Here is a 17,875-nt window from a genome sequence, read left to right as displayed (position 1 = left end):
ATCCGAGCGTTCCGAAGGTGCGCGCAGGTCCACGAGCGGCGACGGGGAAGGGCACCACGAGGAGGAGGGGTGACACGTCCCCGCCCGACCGAGGCATGATCGAACCAGCCGCTCGACGAGGAGGAAGCCGATGGAGCCGAGGAACCCCGATGATCTCGACGGGCTGCGCGCGGCATCCGATGTCCTCGGCCTCGACGCCCTGCTCAGCGACGTGGAGCGCGCGGTCCGTGACGTCGTTCGCGGCTTCGCGGATGAGCGGATCCGCCCCGATATCGGCGACTGGTTCGATCGAGCAGTCTTCCCGGCCGAGCTGGTGCCCGAACTCGGAAAGCTGGGTCTGCTCGGCATGACGCTCGAGGGCTACGGATGCCCCGGCAGATCGTCCGTCGAGTACGGCCTTGCCGCGCTCGAACTCGAGGCGGGTGACTCCGGCATCCGCACATTCGTGTCGGTGCAGGGCTCGCTGGCGATGGGCTCGATCCACCGCTGGGGGTCCGAGGAGCAGAAGCAGGAGTGGCTGCCCGGGATGGCGCGCGGCGAGGTGATCGGCTGCTTCGGCCTCACGGAGCCGAGCGCGGGCTCGGATCCCTCGAGCATGAAGACGTTCGCCCGGCGGGACGGCGATGACTGGATCCTGTCCGGTTCGAAGCGGTGGATCGGGCTGGCCTCGATCGCGCAGATGGCCGTCGTCTGGGCGCAGACCGAGGGCGGTGTTCGCGGATTCATCGTCCCCACTGATTCGCCCGGCTTCGGGGTGACGGTGCTCGAGCCGAAGGGTTCGATGCGGGCGTCGATCCAGTGCGAGCTGCATTTCGACGACATCCGGCTGCCGGCATCCGCTCTGCTGGCGGGCGCTCGCGGCCTTCGCGGGCCGTTTGAAGCGCTCAACGAGGCGCGGTACGGCATCGTGTGGGGTTCGCTCGGCGCGGCCCGCGACAGCTATGAAGCCGCACTGCGCCACGCGCTGCGACGTGAGCAGTTCGGTCGCCCGATCGCGGCGTTCCAGCTCACGCAGCAGAAGCTCGTGAACATGGTCCTCGAGCTGCAGAAGGGTGCGCTGCTGGCGCTGAACCTCGGGCGGGCGAAGGATGCCGGATCCCTGACCCCTGCCCAGATCTCGCTCGGCAAGCTCAACAACGTGCGCGAGGCGATCGCGATCGCGCGCGAGGCGCGGACGATCCTCGGTGGCGATGGCGTGCTGCTGGAGAACTCGCCGATCCGCCACGCAGCGAACCTCGAGTCGGTCCGCACATATGAGGGGACGGATGAGGTTCACACCCTCATCCTCGGCCAGCACCTCACCGGAATCAGCGCCTTCACTGACGTGCGGCCTTGATGGCGGAGCTCACCCCTGAGCCCGCACATCGGTGCGCGAAACCACAGTCCCGCGTCACCTGGAACCGAGGTCTCGACCGTGAATGCGTGGGCTCGTCGCGCGGACACCCGCGGATGCCGCGGGCAGACGGATTCGGCCGGGCACGCGGCATCCGCTAGACTGTCAAGGTTGTCCGGTGGCGCCCCAGTGCGCGTAAGCCCAGGACGACGTGCACACACCCTCCTGCTGCCGGGAAATGCTCGGCGGCCGTTCTAGTCCGAAGGAGGTGGGTTAGTGACGCACCAGTACGAACTCATGGTCATTCTGAGCCCCGAGATCGACGAGCGCCAGGTCGCTCCCAGTCTCGACAAGTTCTTGAAAGTCATCACGAATGATGGTGGCTCGATCGACAAGGTCGACATCTGGGGCAAGCGCCGTCTCGCCTATGAGATCGAGAAGAAGACCGAAGGCATCTACGCCGTCGTCAACTTCACCGCCACGAGCGCTGCCACACAGGAACTCGACCGTCAGCTGAACCTCAGCGAGACGATCATGCGCACCAAGGTCCTCCGGGCCGAGGAAGCAATCGCGATGGTCGCCGCCGAGGCCGAGCGCTCCGCTGAGAAGGCCGCCCGCAAGGCTGCCCGCCCGGCGAAGCCTGTCGCTTCGGCTCCCGCCAAGCAGGACGCGTAACGACGATGGCCGGCGAGACGATCATCACCGTCGTGGGCAACCTCACGGCTGATCCCGAACTGCGCTACACGCAGAACGGACTCCCCGTCGCGAACTTCACGATCGCGTCGACGCCGCGCAACTTCGACCGCCAGGCGAACGAGTGGAAGGACGGCGAAGCGCTCTTCCTCCGCGCGAGCGTGTGGCGCGAGTTCGCCGAGCACGTCGCCGGTTCGCTGACGAAGGGCTCCCGCGTCATCGCGACCGGTCGCCTCAAGCAGCGCTCCTACGAGACGCGCGAGGGCGAGAAGCGCACCGCGATCGAGCTCGAGGTCGATGAGATCGGCCCCTCGCTCAAGTACGCCACCGCTCAGGTGACGCGCGCTGCCGGCGGCGGTCAGTCCCGTGGCCAGGTCTCGTCCGACGAGCCGTGGTCGACCCCCGGTTCGCAGTCGGCCGCTCCGGCAGCCGCAGGCGGTGCCGGCGGCGACGCCTGGGCTGCTCCCGGCGCCTACGGCGACGACACTCCGTTCTGATACTCGCCTCGGCATCGGGCGCTTCGACAAGCTCAGCGACCGATGTCCGGCACCCCCACTTAGACACGTAAAGGAAAACCATGGCTGGAAAGTCAAGCGGCGACCGCCGCAAGCCGCGGAAGGGTGGCAAGCCCACCGCTCCCGCGAAGCCGACCCGCGTCGGCGTCATCGACTACAAGGATGTCGCGACGCTTCGCAAGTTCATCTCGGAGCGTGGGAAGATCCGCGCCCGTCGCATCACCGGTGTCTCCGTGCAGGAGCAGCGCCTCATCGCCCGCGCGATCAAGAACGCGCGCGAGATGGCGCTTCTGCCCTACGCCGGCGCCGGCAGGTAGGGACCAGATATGTCGAAGCTGATTCTCACGAACGAGGTCGCCGGGCTGGGCTCTGCCGGTGACGTGATCGAGGTCAAGGACGGGTACGCCCGCAACTACCTCATCCCCCAGGGTTTCGCCGTCCGGTGGACCCGCGGTGGCGAGAAGCAGGTCGCGTCGATTCGCGCGGCCCGCGACACGCGTGCCATCCACGACCACGACGAGGCCGTTGCGCTCAAGGACGCCCTCGAGTCGAACAAGGTCAAGCTCGTCGTCAAGGCGGGTTCCGAAGGTCGCCTGTTCGGCTCGGTCAAGACCGAGCACGTGGCCGACGCGGTCAAGGCCGCCGGTCTCGGTGACCTCGACAAGCGCAAGATCCACATCACCTCTCCGATCAAGTCGGTGGGCGAGCACGAGGCGACCGTTCGCCTCCGCGACGACCTCACCGCCGTGATCACGCTGACGGTGGTCGCCGCGAAGTAATTCGCGCGAAGCAGCGGATGCCGCGGACCCTCGGGTTCGCGGCATCCGTCGTTCTCGGCATCTCGGCGGGCGACCGGGAGCGGCCACGGCGATCGCGGTGACCTCGAGCGGGTCAGGGTCCAGATCGTCTCGGCCCGCCGCAGGGCGCGGCGAATGCCGCGGACCCGTAGGATCCGCGGCATCCGCCCTCCCCAGCGGCATGACGCGGGAGGGCCGATCCAGGCATGGCGGCCCTCCCGCGAGTACGAGGGGGTTGATGGGGCGGGAGCGCCGCTGGGTACGGCGCTCCCGCCTGCTCACGCGGAGTCGGGTGGCGGCGCTGGGGCACGCCGCCACCCTGACGTCACGCGGAGCGGCGCCGCAGGACGCGCGCCGTCAGGCCTGCTGCGATGAGCCCGACACTCATCAGCAGCGCGACCAGCGCGTTCGGTCCTCCTGTTGCGGCGAGCTGAGTCGCGGTGGTCGAAGCCTTCGCCCCGACGATCGTTCCGTCGGTGCCGACAGCCGTTACGGAGTCGGTCGTGCTGTCACGCACGGTCGGCTCGGTGGGATCGGTCGGGTTCGCGGGAACCGTCGGCTCGGTGGGCTCCGTCGAGACGGCCGGCACGACGACCGTCTCGGTGATTGATTCACCGATGATCGCGATGGCGTTGCCGGTGACAGTGGAGGGGGCGGTGATCGGTGCGATCACCTGGGTGCCGCCGAGGATGCTGTCGTCACCGCTCGTGGCGCCACCGACCGGCGGGGGTGTCGTTCCGGGTGCCGGGGCGCCTTCCGTGGCCGAGGCGGCGCTGCTGTCGCCGATGACCGAGATGGCGTTCCCGCTGACGGTGACGGGCACCGCGACGGGCGCGATGACCTGGGTGCCGCCGAGGATGCTGTCATCGCCCTCCGTCGACGCAGAGGGTGCCGCGGCGGCCACGGGAGCCGGCGCCGGCGCCGGTGCGGTCGACGAGCTGTCGCCGATCACCGAGATGGCGTTGTCCGACACGGTGATGGGCACGGCGACCGTGACGATCGCCTGCGTTCCCGAGCCGATGCCGTGGTTGCCGCTCGTTGTCGCTGCCGGCGCTGAAGCCGGAGCCGGGGCGGGAGCGGGCGCCGGTGCGGTCGACGAGCTGTCGCCGATCACCGAGATGGCGTTTCCGGCGATCGTGACCGGAGCTTGGATGTCGATGAGGGCCTGCGTGCCGGACACCAGTCCGTCGTCGACTGTTGTCTCGGCCGCGTTGGCGACCGTAGCACCGAGCAGCGTGATGCCGCCGGCGAGCAGCGTGCCCAAGAGGGCGCGCGTGATGAAGGTATGCATGGTTGTCTCCTATTGACTGGGGATCGGATGCCGCGCGCAGCGCGCGCGGGTGAACTCGGCCGCCAGCGTTCGGCGGCGGGTTCCGATCAGTCGGGAGAGACGTCGGTGCCGAGCAGGGGCGCCGCAGGAGCGTCGGCGTTCTCGCCGGTCTTGCGCAGCACCCAGGCACGGTATGCAACGAAGAACGCGAGGGCGAGCATGCCCCAGACGCCGGGACCCGCACCGCTGGATCCCATGGAGAGCAGATCGGCCGGCAGAGCCGCACCGAGGGGAAGAGGCTGTTCGGCTGAGCCGAGTTCGAACTCGGGCGAAAGAGCGAGGGTCGTCATGGCCGCCATGCCCGCGGTGAGCGTGCGCACGACCGTCCACCCAGCGGGCGACCACGAGTCCGTGAGGGTGCCGGCGGTGACCGTGCCCGCGGAGTCCGTCGGCGTGGCACGCGATCCCGTGCTGGTGGACGGGTGCATCTCCGTCGGCGCTGCGACATCCGGAAGCGACGGAAGCACCGACGGAAGGGGAGGGATCACACCGCCCACGGTGTCGGTCACCGTCGAAATGAGGTGCCGCAGCGTCTCGTCCACATCGGCCGCAGCGGCGGGAAGGGCCTGATCGAGTGCGGTTTCCGAGACGACGTCGCCCACGGCGGGGACGGCCGATACGACCTCCACCACCGGCGCGACGATCGGGGCCACCACTCCCGGTGCGACGGTGTCGTTCACCGTCGAGGTGACTGTTTCGACGATGGGTGCGACCGTATCGACGACGGCTGCCACGATCGGCACCTGCGCGGGCGGGGCCGGCGGAACAGAGCTGGTGGCGTGTGATATCGCAACGGTCGCGGCGGCTCCGGTATCCGTCACGGCATCGGTGGTCTCATCCATGACCGAACTCACGCGTGAGAGGGCACCCCCGTCATCCGTCTGCTCAGCGCGGGCGCCGGACGAGCCGACACCCATCGCGAGCGTGAGCAGCACCCAGGCGAATGCGACGCCGACGGCGACGAACAGCAGTCGCCGGATGTTCGGCTGCGGGCTGATTGCCTCGGGGTCCATGTCACCTCCTGTGCGACGAAGAACGTCACGCGAGCAGCGATGTGATCGCGTCAAACGGGGTGCCTGGATCTCTGAAGACGATAACGTCTGCCGCGACGTCTGTCTATGCCCCTGTCGACTCCGGCGCTCGCCGCACCGTCGGTGGCTGCGCATCGGGGGCGTACTTTGTGCACAGGTCGCGGTCATCGACGGAACCTTCAAGCCGTACTTCAACCACATCGCCATCCACAAGCTGTGAAATCTAGAATCCCTGATCAGATCGAAGAACCTCGATCGCGATCCGCCATCGCCGAGAGACTCTCCACAGGGGTTGTGCACAGGCTTCCCGGCGTTTCGCGCATACATTCCACAGACTTATCCACAGGCCGAGTTGCACATCGAATACCCGCTCTCTAGCGTGGGGTCCGGCCCGGGGAGGACCGCACCGCACGTCGGCGTGGACGATGTCGGTGGATGATGCTCCACTGATATGGGACTGCATCGGATGCTGCGGCATCCGATGCATGACCGTGCTCGCGCATGCCCGCGCGCACCCGCCGGCCGCACCAGGATTGCCCGAATACCGCGTGGAGGACACTGCACATGTCGATAGCCGACATCTCCGATGAGCGGATGGGCGGACCCCGCACGCACGAGCGGACGCCTCCTCATGACCTGCTCGCAGAGCAGAGCGCGCTCGGCGGAATGCTGCTGTCGAAGGATGCCGTCGCCGACGTGATCGAATCGCTCCGCGGCACCGACTTCTACGTGCCCAAGCACGAGCTGATCTTCGAGGCCGTGCTCTCGCTGTATTCGCATGGCGAGCCGACCGATGTCGTGGCGGTCACCGACGAGCTCATCAAGACCGGTGAGCTGCAGCGTGCGGGGGGCGCCGACTACCTGCACACGCTCACCTCGATCGTGCCCACGGCGGCGAACGCCGGGTACTACGCCTCGATCGTCGCGGAGCGCGCGCTGCTGCGGCGTCTCGTCGAGGCCGGCACGCGCATCGTGCAGATGGGCTACGCCGGCGAGGGTGAGGCACTCGACCTCGTCAACAATGCCCAGGCGGAGATCTACGGCGTCACGGGCGCCGATGCCGCCGAGGACTACGTTCCGCTGACGATCGCGGTCGATGCGGCCGTCGACGAGATCGAGGCCGCACGAGGCCGTGACGGACAGATGACCGGCGTGCCCACCGGCTTCGCGCAGATGGATCAGCTCACCAACGGGCTGCACCCCGGTCAGCTCATCATCATCGCCGCGCGACCCGCCCTCGGCAAGTCGACGCTCGCCCTCGACTTCGCGAGGTCGGCAGCGATCAAGCACTCCCTGCCGACGATCTTCTTCTCACTCGAGATGGGCCGCAGCGAGATCGCCATGCGACTCATGAGCGCTGAGGCATCTGTGCCGCTGCAGGCGATGCGCAAGGGCACGCTGGATTCCCGCGACTGGACCACCATCGCGTCGGTGCGCGGTCGCATCAACGACGCACCGCTCTACATCGATGACAGCCCCAACATGACGCTCGTCGAGATCCGTGCGAAGTGCCGTCGGCTCAAGCAGCGCGTGGGCCTCAAGATGGTGGTCATCGACTACCTCCAGCTCATGACGTCGGGCAAGCGCGTCGAGTCGCGCCAGCAAGAGGTGTCGGAGTTCTCGCGTGCGCTGAAGCTCCTCGCCAAGGAGCTGGGTGTGCCGGTCATCGCGCTGTCGCAGCTGAACCGTGGTCCCGAGCAGCGCGCCGACAAGAAGCCCGCGCTGTCCGACCTCCGCGAGTCGGGTTCGCTCGAGCAGGATGCCGACATGGTCATCCTGCTGCACCGCGAGGCCGCCTACGAGAAGGAGAACCCGCGGGCGGGCGAGGCCGACCTGATCGTCGCCAAGCACCGCAACGGGCCCACGGACACCGTGACCGTGGCATTCCAGGGCCACTTCTCGCGCTTCACCGACATGGCGGTCGGGCTGTAGGCCGCTACAGATGGCCCGCTCGGCGCGATGACGACCCTGCCCGCTGACTCGCACGTCCACAGCGAGTGGTCGTGGGATTGGGGATCGCATCCGGAGTCTCCGGGGTCGATGTCCCGAATGTGCGAACACGCGGTGCGGATCGGGCTGCCCGCGCTCGTGTTCACAGAGCACCTTGATTTCGAGGATTCCTGGCGGGCGGACGACGGTGACATCGGCGAATACGCACAGAAGTACGTCGACGCGACGGGGCACGTCCGGCTGCCGCGGTTCGACGCCGACGGTTACCTTGCAGCGATCGATCACTGCCGCCATGCGTACCCCCAGCTCCGCATCCTCACCGGTGTCGAGTTCGGGCAGCCGCACCTGTGGGACGCGCACGCCGCGCCGTTGCTGTCGAGCGGTGTCATCGATCGCGTCAACGGGTCGCTGCATATGCTCCCGTTCGCTGCCGGCGATCGCGCGGAGCCGGCCACCCTCTACCGCTACCGGCCGGCGGATGCGGTCATGTGGGAGTACCTCGCGGAGATCCCACGAATGGTCGCCGGTTCCGACTCCTTCGTGGTGTTCACCCACATCGACTACGCAGTTCGCTCGTGGCCTGTCGCGACCGCAGGGCCATTCGACCCGCGCAGGTTCGAAGAGCCGTTCCGTGGGGCGATGCGCGCAATCGCAAGCTCGGGACGAGCGCTCGAGATGAACACCCGGCGGCTCGAGCCCTGGATTCCGCAATGGTGGGCGGAGGAGGGCGGACGGGCGGTGTGCTTCGGCAGCGACTCCCACGGACCGGGGGCTCTCGCGGCTGGCTTTCCCGAGGCGACCGCGATGCTCGAGGCGATCGGCTTCCGTGAGGGATCCCGTCCCGAGGACTTCTGGACCCGCTGAACGTCCGCTCAGCTGCTCCGCTCAGCGAACTCGGCGAGCTGTTCGGTGACAGCTCCCCAGCCTTCGAAGAACCCCAGCTCGGCGTGCAAGCGCTGATCCTCAGGTCGGCCGTGGCGAACGACGACGCGGTAGTCCGTGCCTTGGGGATGCTCGAGCAGACGAATCTCCGCCGTGAGCGGCACGGGCCGCGGCTGCTGCGGCCGCCACATGCTGTCGATCGCATTCGTCCAGACGAGGCGAGACCCCGGCTCCACGACGAGGAAGACCGCATCGATATGCGCAGTGAAGTTCGCGCCGTCGTCGCTCATGGAGGTGACAAGCCCACCACCAGGGTGGACGTCGAGCCGATCGACTCGCAGCACCGTCGGAGCAGGGATGAACCATCGCTGCAGCTCATCGGGGTTCGTCCACGCGCGCCACACCGCGCTCTGCGGTGCGCGGATGATCCGGTTCAGTTCCAGGTCGAGATCGGGATTGATTTCGTCGGGGTTCATCAGTCGTCCTTCGCCTCACGCAGATGTTGTTCGAGTCGGTCGGTCCGGCTCTCCCAGATGGCGCGCTGTTCGGCGAGCCACCCGTCGACGACCGCAAGGCGGTCGTGTTCGAGAGTGCACAGGCGGACCCGGCCGGTCTTTCGGGTGCGGATGAGTCCGCTGCCCTCCAGCGCCCGGATGTGCCGCAGAAAGGACGGCAGCGCCATCGTGAACTCGCTCGCCAACTCGCCGACGCTCGCCGGCCCGCCGCCCAGACGACGGATCACCGCCCTGCGGGTGGGGTCTGTCAGGGCCTCGAACACCGTGTCGAGCGTCGAAGAATACTGAGCCACAAAGCTAAGTATTGCGGCATCCATCACTTAGCACAGGAGCTAAGTGATAAGACCGGCTCGGCAGACGCCCAGTTAGGCATTGCTACCATTCTCCGTACCTTTGCGCCCGCCGCGGCCCCGTCCAGACCGTGCGCATCCCCTTCATCAGTGATGACGCACGTGTGTGTGAGTGTGGAGTTCCGCAGTGTCGACAACGTCTACGGTGGCGCCCGAACGGAGCGCGACCGTCGGTGCGGACCGGTTCAGGTCCCTTGACGGCCTCCGTGGTGTTGCTGCGCTCGTCGTCCTGGTGCATCACACCCTCCTTGTGACGCCGGCGATGTCGGCGGTGGTGATGCCGGGCGGTGAACCGCCGCAGCCCGGCTCGGCGCTGTGGTGGCTGACGTACAGTCCGCTCAAACTCACCAACGCGGGGCCCGAGGCAGTGGTCCTCTTCTTCGTGCTGTCGGGATTCGTCCTCGCTCTTCCCGTACTGCGCGGTGGATTCAACTGGGCTGCGTACTTTCCACGCCGTGTCGTGCGACTCATGGTCCCCGTCGCCGGCGCTGTCGCCCTGGCGTCGTTGCTCATCCTCCTCCACCCGCAGACCCTGGTGCCCGGGGCATCCCGGTGGCTCGACATGGCGAGCACGCCCCAGCTCACCTGGGCGAGCGTGCTGAGCGCGCTCGATCTGCTCAACGGCCAGTACCAGATCGACAACCCGCTGTGGTCGATCCAGTGGGAGATGATCTTTTCGCTCGCGCTCCCGGTCTTCGGCATCATCGCCATCGTCGTGAAGCGGTGGTGGGTGGTGGGCATCGCCGCATGCCTCGTCGGGGTGTGGATCGGGGCGCTCACCGGCACGGCCTCGTTCCTGTACCTGCCTGTCTTCATGATCGGCGTTCTGCTCGCGGTCGGGCTGGAGGGTGTGACGAAACTCATTGCGGTGATCAATGCGGTGCGCTATTCGTGGCTGATCTGGGCCGCGGCCGTGACGGCCGGCCTCCTTCTCCTCATCGCCCGCTGGCTGGTCGGCCCTGAGGCGATGGCCGCCTCCTGGATGCCACCGCTCTTGACGGCACTCATCCCGGTCGGCGCTCTGCTGATCGTCGTGAGCGCCCTCGGTTCTCGGCTGTGCGGCCGCATCCTGACACTGCGCCCGGCTCGCTTCGCGGGTCGGATCTCGTTCAGCCTCTACCTCGTGCACGTTCCGCTGATCGTGGCGATCCGCCACCTCATGCCCGACGTGTCTCTGGGAATCTTCATGCTCATCGTCATCCCGATCGCACTCATCCTGGCCACCGGCTTCTACTACCTGGTCGAAGCGCCGGCGCACGTTCTGTCCGGGCGCGCGGGCCGGTGGGGTGCGCGGGTTCTCAGCGGCACGCCCGCCGCAGCGGCGTCTGCACCGACTCAGTCATAGGGACGCGTCGTTCTGCTGTAGATGCGACCCGCTCTTGCGAGGGCGGGTCCGTAAGTGGCCGAGTACGCAGTTCGACCTGTCGCCGACAGCGCAGATCCGAGAGGATGTCGGCGTGAAGAGGTGGCCAGTCGTCGGTCGTGACCGAGCGTCCGCCAGGAGTTCTCGTGGAAGCCGGCTCACGACAGCCGGGATGCTCGTCGTGGCGGTTCTGCCGGGGTGCGCCGGTACGCCGGCGGAACCGAGTACCGCGCCGCCGACTGCCACGGCGACTGCAGGTGTCGAACTGGAGGGATCCCTGCTGTTCACCCGGGCGGGCGGGCAGTACGGCGACGAGACGGTCTTCCTCGTTCCGGGAGACGGGTCACCGGAAAAGCAGCTCACGGACCTCGGCGAGGCATGCTGCGCTCGAGTATCACCCGACGGATCATCGGTGCTGCTGCTGCCCTCCGCGCAGCCCGTCGGCCCGCTGACCAGCGCAACGATCCCCGTCGAAGGGGGTGAACCCGCATTCCTGTCCGCTGTCGACCCCGACCTCAACCTCGTCGCCCAGCTGTGGTCCCCCGACGGCACGCGCATCGCATCCGAGGGATGGGCGAACGCCGATGCGTCCCGGACCGGCGTCTACACCGCGGCCTCTCCCTCCGGCGACGACCTGGTACGGGTCACGACGACCGACACCGGCGGTCACGACGTGCCGCTCGACTACTCACCTGATGGGACAGAGCTGCTGTTCTTCCGCGGGATGCCGGAGCCGGACTGGGATCTCGGCGGCAGCCTCTGGATCGTGGCCACAGACGGCACCGATCTGCGGCCCGTCGAGACGGGCAACATCGCCCCGAGCTGGTGGGCGCGATGGTCACCCGACGGGGAGAAGATCCTCTTCGCAGCAGAGCGCAACCAACCCGTGGGTGGGATCTGGACGGTCGGCGCCGACGGCTCCGGACTCACGCAGATCTACATCCCACCCGACGGGACCTTCCCGATCACGCCCGAATGGTCACCCGACGGCAGTCAGATCGTGTTCGCACTCGACCCGGACTCGAATCAGTTCGCCCATCCGGACAACAGCGTGATCGTCATCAACTCCGATGGCACCGAGCCGACGACGCTCATGCCGACGTCCGCGTTCAAGCGCAACTTCGACTGGTTCGAGCCGTCGCCGTGAGGAGTTCTCAGCACGCGAGCTCAGGCTGACCGCTGCGGGCTTCCGTGATGGCCGTCGAGCAGGCGGTGTACCCATCCGTCCCTCGCGGCCGCGGCCGCCACAGACAGAGCCGCCCGCGGCGTGAGGTTCTCGAATCCGTGAAAGCCGCTCGGCCAGACATGAAGCTCGGCGATCCCGCCACATGCCCAGTTGCGTGAGGCGTACGCGACGGCCTCATCGCGGAAGACCTCGCTGCTCCCCGTGGAGTTGAATGCCGGTGGTGGGTCGGACAGGTCGACCGCTGCGCTGCAGCGGTCGGGGAACCGACATCCGGACCGCCGCGGCGGTCATCGAGCATGGGGCTGACGAGAATCTGCCCGCACACTACCGGACCCCCGCGCTCCCGAACGAGCAGGGTCACCCCGGCCGCCAGCCCTGCGCCGGCGCTCTGACCGGCGATCACCGGCCTGGCAGGGTCGATGCCCAGCTCGACGGCCGGGTCCGACATCCAGCAGAGCGCACCGTAAGCGTTCTCCAACGGGACCGTTCTCCAGGCGTCGCGCGGCGAGCTTCGTGCGTCACATGGACCTATTGCAGCCCCACCGGCACCCGGTGTTCGTGCTCGTCGAGCACCCACACCTGCGACGCCGTCGCGCGGTACAGGCGGAAGGGCTCGTGCCCGGAGACCTTGGAGCGGGGCCAGGCTCGCAGACCTGATGCCTCGCACTTCGCGTTGAAGACGGCGAGCAGGTCGTCGAGGTCGGTGTCGGACACCGGCGCTGCAACCGCCTCTACGTAGACCGCGTTCGCGGAACCCGCAGCGGCGGTCGAGTCGAATACCACGAGGGCCAGCTCGGCCCGCTCGGCGACGTTCTGCGAGTGCCGCCGCTCGGTTCGCGATACCCAGAGGTACTCACGCAGGTCGCGCTCGGCGAACCACACGGGCGTGACCCATGGGCGGCCCTCGGCATCGGCGGTGGCGAGGGTGGCGTAGGAGTTCGCATCGATGATGCGGCGCGCGACGCCCGTCGGCGAGTCGTCTGCGGTGGAGCTCATAGCTTCGTCGCCGCGTCGCTGATCAGACAACGCAGGCTCAGTCGTAGAGCCGCACGTCGGCGACGCTCCACCAACTGCCGACATCGCCGGATGCCGCGACCCGCATGTATCTCGCTGTCGTCGACGCAACGTCGATCTGGGTCAGTTGGCCCACACCGGTGCCGGTGGCGGCTGCCGTCCACGTCACACCGTCGAGGGAGACGTCCAGCGTCCAATCGCGCGCGAAGTCACCGAGATTGCCGCCGGAGTCGATCGCAACGCGGCGGAAGGTCGTTGCAGTTCCGAGGTCGATCGTGAGCGCCGGACCATCGGATTGTGCAGTGCCACTCGACCAGCGGGTCGAAGCATCCCCGTCGATCGCGTTCGCAGGGGGATCGGCGGCATTCTCATGCGTCGCTGTGGCCGTCGCGCCGGAGATGTCCACCGGGGCGAGGTCGTCGGCGAAAGCCTCGGAGGCGGGCCACACGAAAGTGGCGAGCGCTCGCGGCGGGATCGTGTACTCGAAGGTCTTCCCGCCCATCGAGACGGCGAATGTGCGGTCGTCCGCCCAGTGCTGGTTGTGCACCACGAGCACAGTCGATCCGTCCGGATTGCGGAAGGCGACATCCTGGATCTGACCATTCCAGCCGACCGATCCGAACGACGTACTGGCGATGCGCACTGCCCCGCGCTCGACGAACGTGGACAGGTGCCCGATCGTGAAGTATTCCGCGTTCTTCGTCACGGTGCCGTCGTCGGCGATCGTGACCAACCCCGTGCAGGTCGTGCAGCCGCCGAGGTATGGACCGCTTCGCTCGTCGAGGGCGAGGTTCCAATTGACGACGGTCTTGCCCCAGTTGCGCGTCACCCCGAACACGAGGTTGCGGGCGTGCCATTCGAGGGTCTCCTGGTAGAACTTCTCCGGCGGGTCGGCGGGATTGTGCGAGCCCGAGCACTCCGTGAACCAGATCCCCTTGTTCGGGAACTGTTCGTGCAGCACGGTCTGCGCACTGGGGTCGCCGTAGTAGCAATGGAATGCGGTGCCCGCGATCCACTTCGCCGCCGAGGTCTGCAGCAGCTTCGACGGATAGTCGGTCTCCGGATCCTCGCCGGGAGGCGTGTCGGCGATGTCACCCGGATGCGTCGCCCAGTTGTGGTCATAGCCGAGGATCTTCGTCCGGGGGCTGGCCAGCTTCAGCATCGGCCCGAGGATCGAGATGACCCGCGCGGCATCCGCGACGGGCAGATCCGTTCCCGGGTAGCCGTCGGGGGTCCGATTCTGCGGCTCGTTCTGGACCGTCAGGTAGTCGATGGGTACGCCGGCTCGCTTGTACGCGAGTACATACTTCGTGAGGTACGCGGCGTATGCCGTCGCGTAGACGTATCCGTCCTTGAGCCGGCCGCCCACGAGGGAGTCGTTGGTCTTCATCCACGCCGGCTGGCTCCACGGGGTGGCGATGATCTTGAGGTCGGGGTTGAGCTTCTTCGCCTGACGCAGCAGGGGCAGGATCTGCTTCTCGTCGTGAGCGATGCTGAACTTGCGCAGCAGCAGGTCCTTCCCTCCCGGCGCCACATCGTCATACGTGTAGTGAGCCGGCGCCGCAGTGAAGTCGGAGGACCCGATCGGCTGGCGCAGGATGCTGACCCCGATGCCATCCACCGGGTCGAAGAGTGAGCGCATGACGTCATCGCGCTGCTGCTTCGGCAGCCGGTAGAGCACCGCAGCCGAGGAGTCGGTGAGCGAGGCGCCGAACCCGTCCATGCTCTGGTAGGTGGTCTCAGGATCGATGACGATCGTCTGCGCCGTTGACGGCGTTGTGCCGAATTCCAGCGGTGCCTGCTCCGTCAGCTGGCTGCTGCGGTCGTTGGCCGTGGTGAGCCAGACCCGCACCGGCGGCGGGGCATCGTCTGCCACAGCGGCGGGGGCGGTCAGGATGCCGGCGACGAGCGCGGTCGCCGAAACTGCGGCGTACGCTGCCAGCAGGCGGATCTGGAGCTTCATGTCAATCCTCACGACGTCATCGTCACGGGCGCGATGCGGGGGTGCCTTCGTGCCCGAACCTCGCAGGCCCCCACGCGCAGGTCAAGGCCTTGACGACGCGGGTCGACCCTGCTTCGGTGCGGGAGACGCTGGGGCACAGCGACGCACGAGGAGGATCCGATGGCCAAGATCATCGTCAGCAGCATGGTGAGCATCGACGGCTGCACCGAGGGGGCCGGCGGAGATGTGTCGCAGATGCCGATGGATCTCGCCTTCGCTCAACACGACGCCGATCGGGTGCGATCCGCCGGACGGCTGCTCTTCGGGGCGACGGCCTATCGAGGGATGGCGCAGTACTGGCCGAGCCAGGTCGACAATCCCGACGCGATCCCCGACGACCGCTACATCGCCTCTCGATACGCGACCGATCTCGAAATCACCGTGGTGTCCGACACCGACGCTCCGCGCGGCGACGAATACAACTGACGAGCCCCGGCCGCGAGCCCGATGAGTACGATGTGCACTGCGAGGTGCCACTCGTCGTCGTCGGCGGTTCCTGGAGGCCCACATGTCCGTTTCCGTCGGCAATCTCGAGTTGCACACCGGCCCGAGCAGCGTCGGCGGGCCGGACGATCTTGACGCGGCCATCCGAGCGTTCATCGGCGCGACCAAGCACAGCCTCGCCATCGCCGTGCAAGAGCTCGACTCCAAGTCGGTCGCTTCCGCCATCCTCACTGCGAAGGCTGCGCACGAAGCCGCCCGCAAGCCCGGTGAGGATCGACTCGGGGTGCAGCTGATTCTGGAGGGCGACTACCTGACGGAGGAGTCGCCGCTCACGGATCCTTGGCTGCCCAGCGGCGCCAACGAGCGGAACCGCGAGATCCACGCGGCGATGCTTCGCGCGGGGGTGGATGTCGTCACCGACCTCAATCCGAACATCTTCCACCAGAAGTTCATCGTTCGAGACGTCGACACAGACAACGCGGCCGTGCTCACCGGATCCACCAATTTCACTCTGACCGATACGGGTCTGAACACCCCGGCGAACGGCGGAGACGCCTCGGGCAACAACCTGAACCACATCGTCATCCTGCGCGGTAGGACCGCGGCATCCCAATACCAGAACGAGTTCGAGCGGATGCGTGACAGTGGGACGTTCGGCGCGCTGCACGAACGAGTCGAGGCGCGCCCCAAAGAGTTCCGCATCGGCGATGTGCGCGTGAAGCCGCTGTTCGCGCCTCGGCACGGTCCCGAGATGGAGATCATCAAGCAGATGCTGAAGGCGAAGGTCAGCATCGACTTCGCGATGTACACGTTCGCCGCGTCATCCGGCATCGACGATGCCATGTTCCGCCTGCGTCCCGGACTCGCGCGCATCCGGGGAATCATCGACAGGACGCAGGGGAGGCAGACCTGGACTCCGGCGGCAGCCCTCAAAGCGGCCGGCATCGACCTGCACATGAACAAGAAGGGCGTCGGAGTCAGGAAGGTCCACCACAAGCTGATGGTCATCGACGAGTGCATCACGATCGTCGGCAGCTTCAACTACACCGCGCCCGCGAACACGCTGAACGACGAGAACATCATCGTGATCGGCGACCTCGACGAACAGCCCGGCAGTGCCGCCGACGTAGGCCAGCGCGCGATCGCGGCCTACGCCGTTGCAGAGATCGAGCGCATGATCGGTCAACTCGGCGAACCTGCCTGAGCCCGGCAGATCCGCGGCGGCAGGGGCACGACCTCACCGAGAGGATGCCGGCGCTCGCGGCATCCGACACAGCCGCACTATGGACCGCAGCGGGACGTCATCCGTCCGACGCCGACTGCGATGCCCTAGGCCCCAGGTGGGGTTTCAGGCGTCAGACCTCGTAGCCGATGAGCCATCTCAGCCCGTATCGATCGGTCACCTGACCGTCGTGGGCCCCCCACGGTCTGACCTGAAGGGGATCGTTCACGGTGCCACCCGCGGACAGCGAGGCGAACCAGTCCTCGAGTGTCGCCGGATCGGCTGTTCCGAGCAGGGAGAACATCATGCCCTCCACAGCCAGCGGAACGTCGCCGTCGGCGGCATCCGCACCGAAGAGCTCGACGCGACCCTGCAGGATGCCGTGACCGATCGCGTCGGGCGGACCATCCGTGCGACCCAGGTCGGCGAACGTGTGAAGAGTCAGATCGCCCTCGAAGATGTCGCGGTAGAAGGTGAGGGCTTCGCGCGCACTGCCCGCGAAGTGGAGATAGGGAACGAGACCGGCCATCCCCCGACCTTATGGCCCCGTCCCGACACCACCGTTCGAGCGCTCCGCTATGCGTACTGCGGCCGTCCGGCGGGCCGGTAGGTCTGGGCCAGGATTCCCGTCGCGAATCTGCGCGATTCCACCAGGTGGAGTGCGAAGTCTCGGCCCGTTTCGGGGAACAGCCGGGTGCCCGCGCCGACGATGACGGGGCACACGATCAGGGTCATCTCATCGACGAGCTCGCGCTCGAGCAGCCAGCGGATGAGCTGACCGCTGCCGTGAACCTGCAGCTCGCCGCCCGGCTTCGCCTTGAGCTCTCGGATCGGCGCCTCGAGATCGCCCGAGAGCACGGTCGTGTCCGTCCACTCCGGGTCGGTGATGGTGTTCGACGCGACGTACTTCGGGCGCGAGTTCAAGGAGCCGACGAAGGGATTGTCGACGTCGTCCCTGACTCCCCAGTACCCGGCGAAGAGCTCATACGTCCGCCGGCCGAACAGGAACGCGTCGGCTCGCTGGTAGCACTCGCCGATGTAGGCGACCGACTCATCGTCGCCCAACGGCATCGCCCATCCGCCGCGGTCGAACCCGGGATCGAGTACCGGGTTGTTGCCACCGTTCGCCTGCATCACGCCGTCGACGGTGATCTGGGTGTGGGTGATCAGCTTCATGCTCGTGGTCCCTTCTGTGGCGCCCTGCGCGGGCTGGCTCACCTCTGCTACGAACGGCACACCGGCCTTCCG

19 protein-coding genes and 1 pseudogene are annotated in these 17,875 nt (G+C 67.4%); 11 read left to right on the top strand and 9 right to left on the bottom strand.

All coding sequences use genetic code 11. From position 1 onward, the window contains the following. The first annotated feature begins 130 nt into the window (after nucleotides 1-130). From ABD188_RS03790 to rplI, 5 genes are all read left to right on the top strand, one after another. Nucleotides 131-1,336, top strand: coding sequence for an acyl-CoA dehydrogenase family protein (locus ABD188_RS03790; protein WP_344058667.1), 1,206 nt, complete (start codon nucleotides 131-133; stop codon nucleotides 1,334-1,336). A gap of 273 nt (nucleotides 1,337-1,609) precedes the next feature. Continuing rightward, a complete protein-coding gene (gene rpsF / locus ABD188_RS03785; RefSeq protein ID WP_344058664.1) occupies nucleotides 1,610-2,008 on the top strand; it encodes a 30S ribosomal protein S6 in 399 nt (132 codons plus the stop codon). Nucleotides 2,009-2,013: 5 nt separating this feature from the next. Beyond that, a complete protein-coding gene (locus ABD188_RS03780) occupies nucleotides 2,014-2,523 on the top strand; it encodes a single-stranded DNA-binding protein (protein WP_344058662.1) in 510 nt (169 codons plus the stop codon). Nucleotides 2,524-2,603: 80 nt separating this feature from the next. Next, nucleotides 2,604-2,858: a 30S ribosomal protein S18 gene (gene rpsR / locus ABD188_RS03775; RefSeq protein ID WP_344058660.1), complete on the top strand. Its 255-nt coding sequence runs from the start codon at nucleotides 2,604-2,606 to the stop codon at nucleotides 2,856-2,858. Nucleotides 2,859-2,867: 9 nt separating this feature from the next. Continuing rightward, complete coding sequence (gene rplI, locus ABD188_RS03770; protein ID WP_344058659.1) at nucleotides 2,868-3,320, top strand: 50S ribosomal protein L9; 453 nt, start codon at nucleotides 2,868-2,870, stop codon at nucleotides 3,318-3,320. A 343-nt stretch (nucleotides 3,321-3,663) separates the two neighbouring features. Here rplI and ABD188_RS03765 read toward each other — a convergent pair whose 3' ends face one another. Both ABD188_RS03765 and ABD188_RS03760 read right to left on the bottom strand, forming a co-directional pair. Beyond that, nucleotides 3,664-4,629, bottom strand: coding sequence for a hypothetical protein (locus ABD188_RS03765; protein WP_344058657.1), 966 nt, complete (start codon nucleotides 4,627-4,629; stop codon nucleotides 3,664-3,666). Nucleotides 4,630-4,715: 86 nt separating this feature from the next. After that, nucleotides 4,716-5,681, bottom strand: coding sequence for a hypothetical protein (locus ABD188_RS03760; RefSeq protein ID WP_344058654.1), 966 nt, complete (start codon nucleotides 5,679-5,681; stop codon nucleotides 4,716-4,718). Between the two features lie 582 nt (nucleotides 5,682-6,263). On the opposite strand from ABD188_RS03760, the gene dnaB reads away from it, so the two are divergent. Together dnaB and ABD188_RS03750 are read left to right on the top strand one after the other, a co-directional pair. After that, the gene (gene dnaB / locus ABD188_RS03755) at nucleotides 6,264-7,631 is read left to right on the top strand and encodes a replicative DNA helicase (protein ID WP_344058653.1); all 1,368 of its coding nucleotides are present in this window, start codon (nucleotides 6,264-6,266) and stop codon (nucleotides 7,629-7,631) included. Nucleotides 7,632-7,658: 27 nt separating this feature from the next. After that, nucleotides 7,659-8,513: a PHP domain-containing protein gene (locus ABD188_RS03750; protein WP_344058651.1), complete on the top strand. Its 855-nt coding sequence runs from the start codon at nucleotides 7,659-7,661 to the stop codon at nucleotides 8,511-8,513. Nucleotides 8,514-8,521: 8 nt separating this feature from the next. On the opposite strand, the gene ABD188_RS03745 is transcribed toward ABD188_RS03750, so the two are convergent. After that, nucleotides 8,522-9,007 carry an SRPBCC domain-containing protein gene (locus tag ABD188_RS03745; RefSeq protein WP_344058649.1) on the bottom strand — a complete coding sequence of 162 codons (486 nt, stop codon included), beginning with the start codon at nucleotides 9,005-9,007 and terminating at the stop codon, nucleotides 8,522-8,524. Further along, nucleotides 9,007-9,339: an ArsR/SmtB family transcription factor gene (locus ABD188_RS03740; protein ID WP_344058647.1), complete on the bottom strand. Its 333-nt coding sequence runs from the start codon at nucleotides 9,337-9,339 to the stop codon at nucleotides 9,007-9,009. Before ABD188_RS03740 ends, ABD188_RS03745 begins: the two co-directional genes overlap by 1 nt. A gap of 184 nt (nucleotides 9,340-9,523) precedes the next feature. On the opposite strand from ABD188_RS03740, the gene ABD188_RS03735 reads away from it, so the two are divergent. Further along, nucleotides 9,524-10,741, top strand: coding sequence for an acyltransferase family protein (locus ABD188_RS03735; RefSeq protein ID WP_344058645.1), 1,218 nt, complete (start codon nucleotides 9,524-9,526; stop codon nucleotides 10,739-10,741). Nucleotides 10,742-10,853: 112 nt separating this feature from the next. Continuing rightward, nucleotides 10,854-11,906 carry a hypothetical protein gene (locus ABD188_RS03730; protein ID WP_344058643.1) on the top strand — a complete coding sequence of 351 codons (1,053 nt, stop codon included), beginning with the start codon at nucleotides 10,854-10,856 and terminating at the stop codon, nucleotides 11,904-11,906. Between the two features lie 20 nt (nucleotides 11,907-11,926). Here ABD188_RS03730 and ABD188_RS03725 read toward each other — a convergent pair. The 3 genes and pseudogenes from ABD188_RS03725 to ABD188_RS03715 form a co-directional block, all read right to left on the bottom strand. Next, nucleotides 11,927-12,522: pseudogene (locus ABD188_RS03725) on the bottom strand (alpha/beta hydrolase). Beyond that, complete coding sequence (locus ABD188_RS03720) at nucleotides 12,474-12,941, bottom strand: pyridoxamine 5'-phosphate oxidase family protein (RefSeq protein WP_344058641.1); 468 nt, start codon at nucleotides 12,939-12,941, stop codon at nucleotides 12,474-12,476. The pseudogene ABD188_RS03725 and the gene ABD188_RS03720 overlap by 49 nt, the downstream one beginning before the upstream one ends. A 37-nt stretch (nucleotides 12,942-12,978) precedes the next feature. Then, entirely contained in the window at nucleotides 12,979-14,922 is a 1,944-nt protein-coding gene (locus ABD188_RS03715) for a discoidin domain-containing protein (protein WP_344058639.1), read from the bottom strand. Between the two features lie 159 nt (nucleotides 14,923-15,081). Between ABD188_RS03715 and ABD188_RS03710 the strand changes: the two genes are divergently transcribed. Next, nucleotides 15,082-15,387, top strand: coding sequence for a dihydrofolate reductase family protein (locus tag ABD188_RS03710; protein WP_344058637.1), 306 nt, complete (start codon nucleotides 15,082-15,084; stop codon nucleotides 15,385-15,387). A gap of 82 nt (nucleotides 15,388-15,469) precedes the next feature. Then, nucleotides 15,470-16,609, top strand: a complete 1,140-nt coding sequence (locus tag ABD188_RS03705) for a phospholipase D-like domain-containing protein (RefSeq protein ID WP_344058635.1) — start codon at nucleotides 15,470-15,472, stop codon at nucleotides 16,607-16,609. 151 nt (nucleotides 16,610-16,760) lie between these two features. Here ABD188_RS03705 and ABD188_RS03700 read toward each other — a convergent pair whose 3' ends face one another. Both ABD188_RS03700 and ABD188_RS03695 read right to left on the bottom strand, forming a co-directional pair. After that, on the bottom strand, nucleotides 16,761-17,156 hold the full coding sequence (locus ABD188_RS03700) for a VOC family protein (protein WP_344058633.1): 396 nt from the start codon (nucleotides 17,154-17,156) through the stop codon (nucleotides 16,761-16,763). A gap of 47 nt (nucleotides 17,157-17,203) precedes the next feature. Beyond that, complete coding sequence (locus tag ABD188_RS03695) at nucleotides 17,204-17,803, bottom strand: dihydrofolate reductase family protein (protein WP_344058631.1); 600 nt, start codon at nucleotides 17,801-17,803, stop codon at nucleotides 17,204-17,206. Between the last annotated feature and the right edge of the window lie 72 nt (nucleotides 17,804-17,875).

The sequence above is a fragment of the Microbacterium pumilum genome, assembly GCF_039530225.1.
In the GTDB taxonomy this organism is placed as follows: domain Bacteria; phylum Actinomycetota; class Actinomycetes; order Actinomycetales; family Microbacteriaceae; genus Microbacterium; species Microbacterium pumilum.
This window is presented reverse-complemented; position numbering and strand designations above follow the sequence as displayed.

What these genes read in the sequence shown, in the direction of transcription:
- ABD188_RS03790 (WP_344058667.1), top strand. Translation starts at nt 131, where the DNA reads ATGGAGCCGAGGAACCCCGATGATCTCGACGGGCTGCGCGCGGCATCC.
- ABD188_RS03780 (WP_344058662.1), top strand. Translation starts at nt 2,014, where the DNA reads ATGGCCGGCGAGACGATCATCACCGTCGTGGGCAACCTCACGGCTGAT.
- rpsR (WP_344058660.1), top strand. Translation starts at nt 2,604, where the DNA reads ATGGCTGGAAAGTCAAGCGGCGACCGCCGCAAGCCGCGGAAGGGTGGC.
- rplI (WP_344058659.1), top strand. Translation starts at nt 2,868, where the DNA reads ATGTCGAAGCTGATTCTCACGAACGAGGTCGCCGGGCTGGGCTCTGCC.
- ABD188_RS03765 (WP_344058657.1), bottom strand. Translation starts at nt 4,629, where the DNA reads ATGCATACCTTCATCACGCGCGCCCTCTTGGGCACGCTGCTCGCCGGC.
- ABD188_RS03760 (WP_344058654.1), bottom strand. Translation starts at nt 5,681, where the DNA reads ATGGACCCCGAGGCAATCAGCCCGCAGCCGAACATCCGGCGACTGCTG.
- dnaB (WP_344058653.1), top strand. Translation starts at nt 6,264, where the DNA reads ATGTCGATAGCCGACATCTCCGATGAGCGGATGGGCGGACCCCGCACG.
- ABD188_RS03750 (WP_344058651.1), top strand. Translation starts at nt 7,659, where the DNA reads ATGACGACCCTGCCCGCTGACTCGCACGTCCACAGCGAGTGGTCGTGG.
- ABD188_RS03745 (WP_344058649.1), bottom strand. Translation starts at nt 9,007, where the DNA reads ATGAACCCCGACGAAATCAATCCCGATCTCGACCTGGAACTGAACCGG.
- ABD188_RS03720 (WP_344058641.1), bottom strand. Translation starts at nt 12,941, where the DNA reads ATGAGCTCCACCGCAGACGACTCGCCGACGGGCGTCGCGCGCCGCATC.
- ABD188_RS03715 (WP_344058639.1), bottom strand. Translation starts at nt 14,922, where the DNA reads ATGAAGCTCCAGATCCGCCTGCTGGCAGCGTACGCCGCAGTTTCGGCG.
- ABD188_RS03710 (WP_344058637.1), top strand. Translation starts at nt 15,082, where the DNA reads ATGGCCAAGATCATCGTCAGCAGCATGGTGAGCATCGACGGCTGCACC.
- ABD188_RS03705 (WP_344058635.1), top strand. Translation starts at nt 15,470, where the DNA reads ATGTCCGTTTCCGTCGGCAATCTCGAGTTGCACACCGGCCCGAGCAGC.
- ABD188_RS03700 (WP_344058633.1), bottom strand. Translation starts at nt 17,156, where the DNA reads ATGGCCGGTCTCGTTCCCTATCTCCACTTCGCGGGCAGTGCGCGCGAA.
- ABD188_RS03695 (WP_344058631.1), bottom strand. Translation starts at nt 17,803, where the DNA reads ATGAAGCTGATCACCCACACCCAGATCACCGTCGACGGCGTGATGCAG.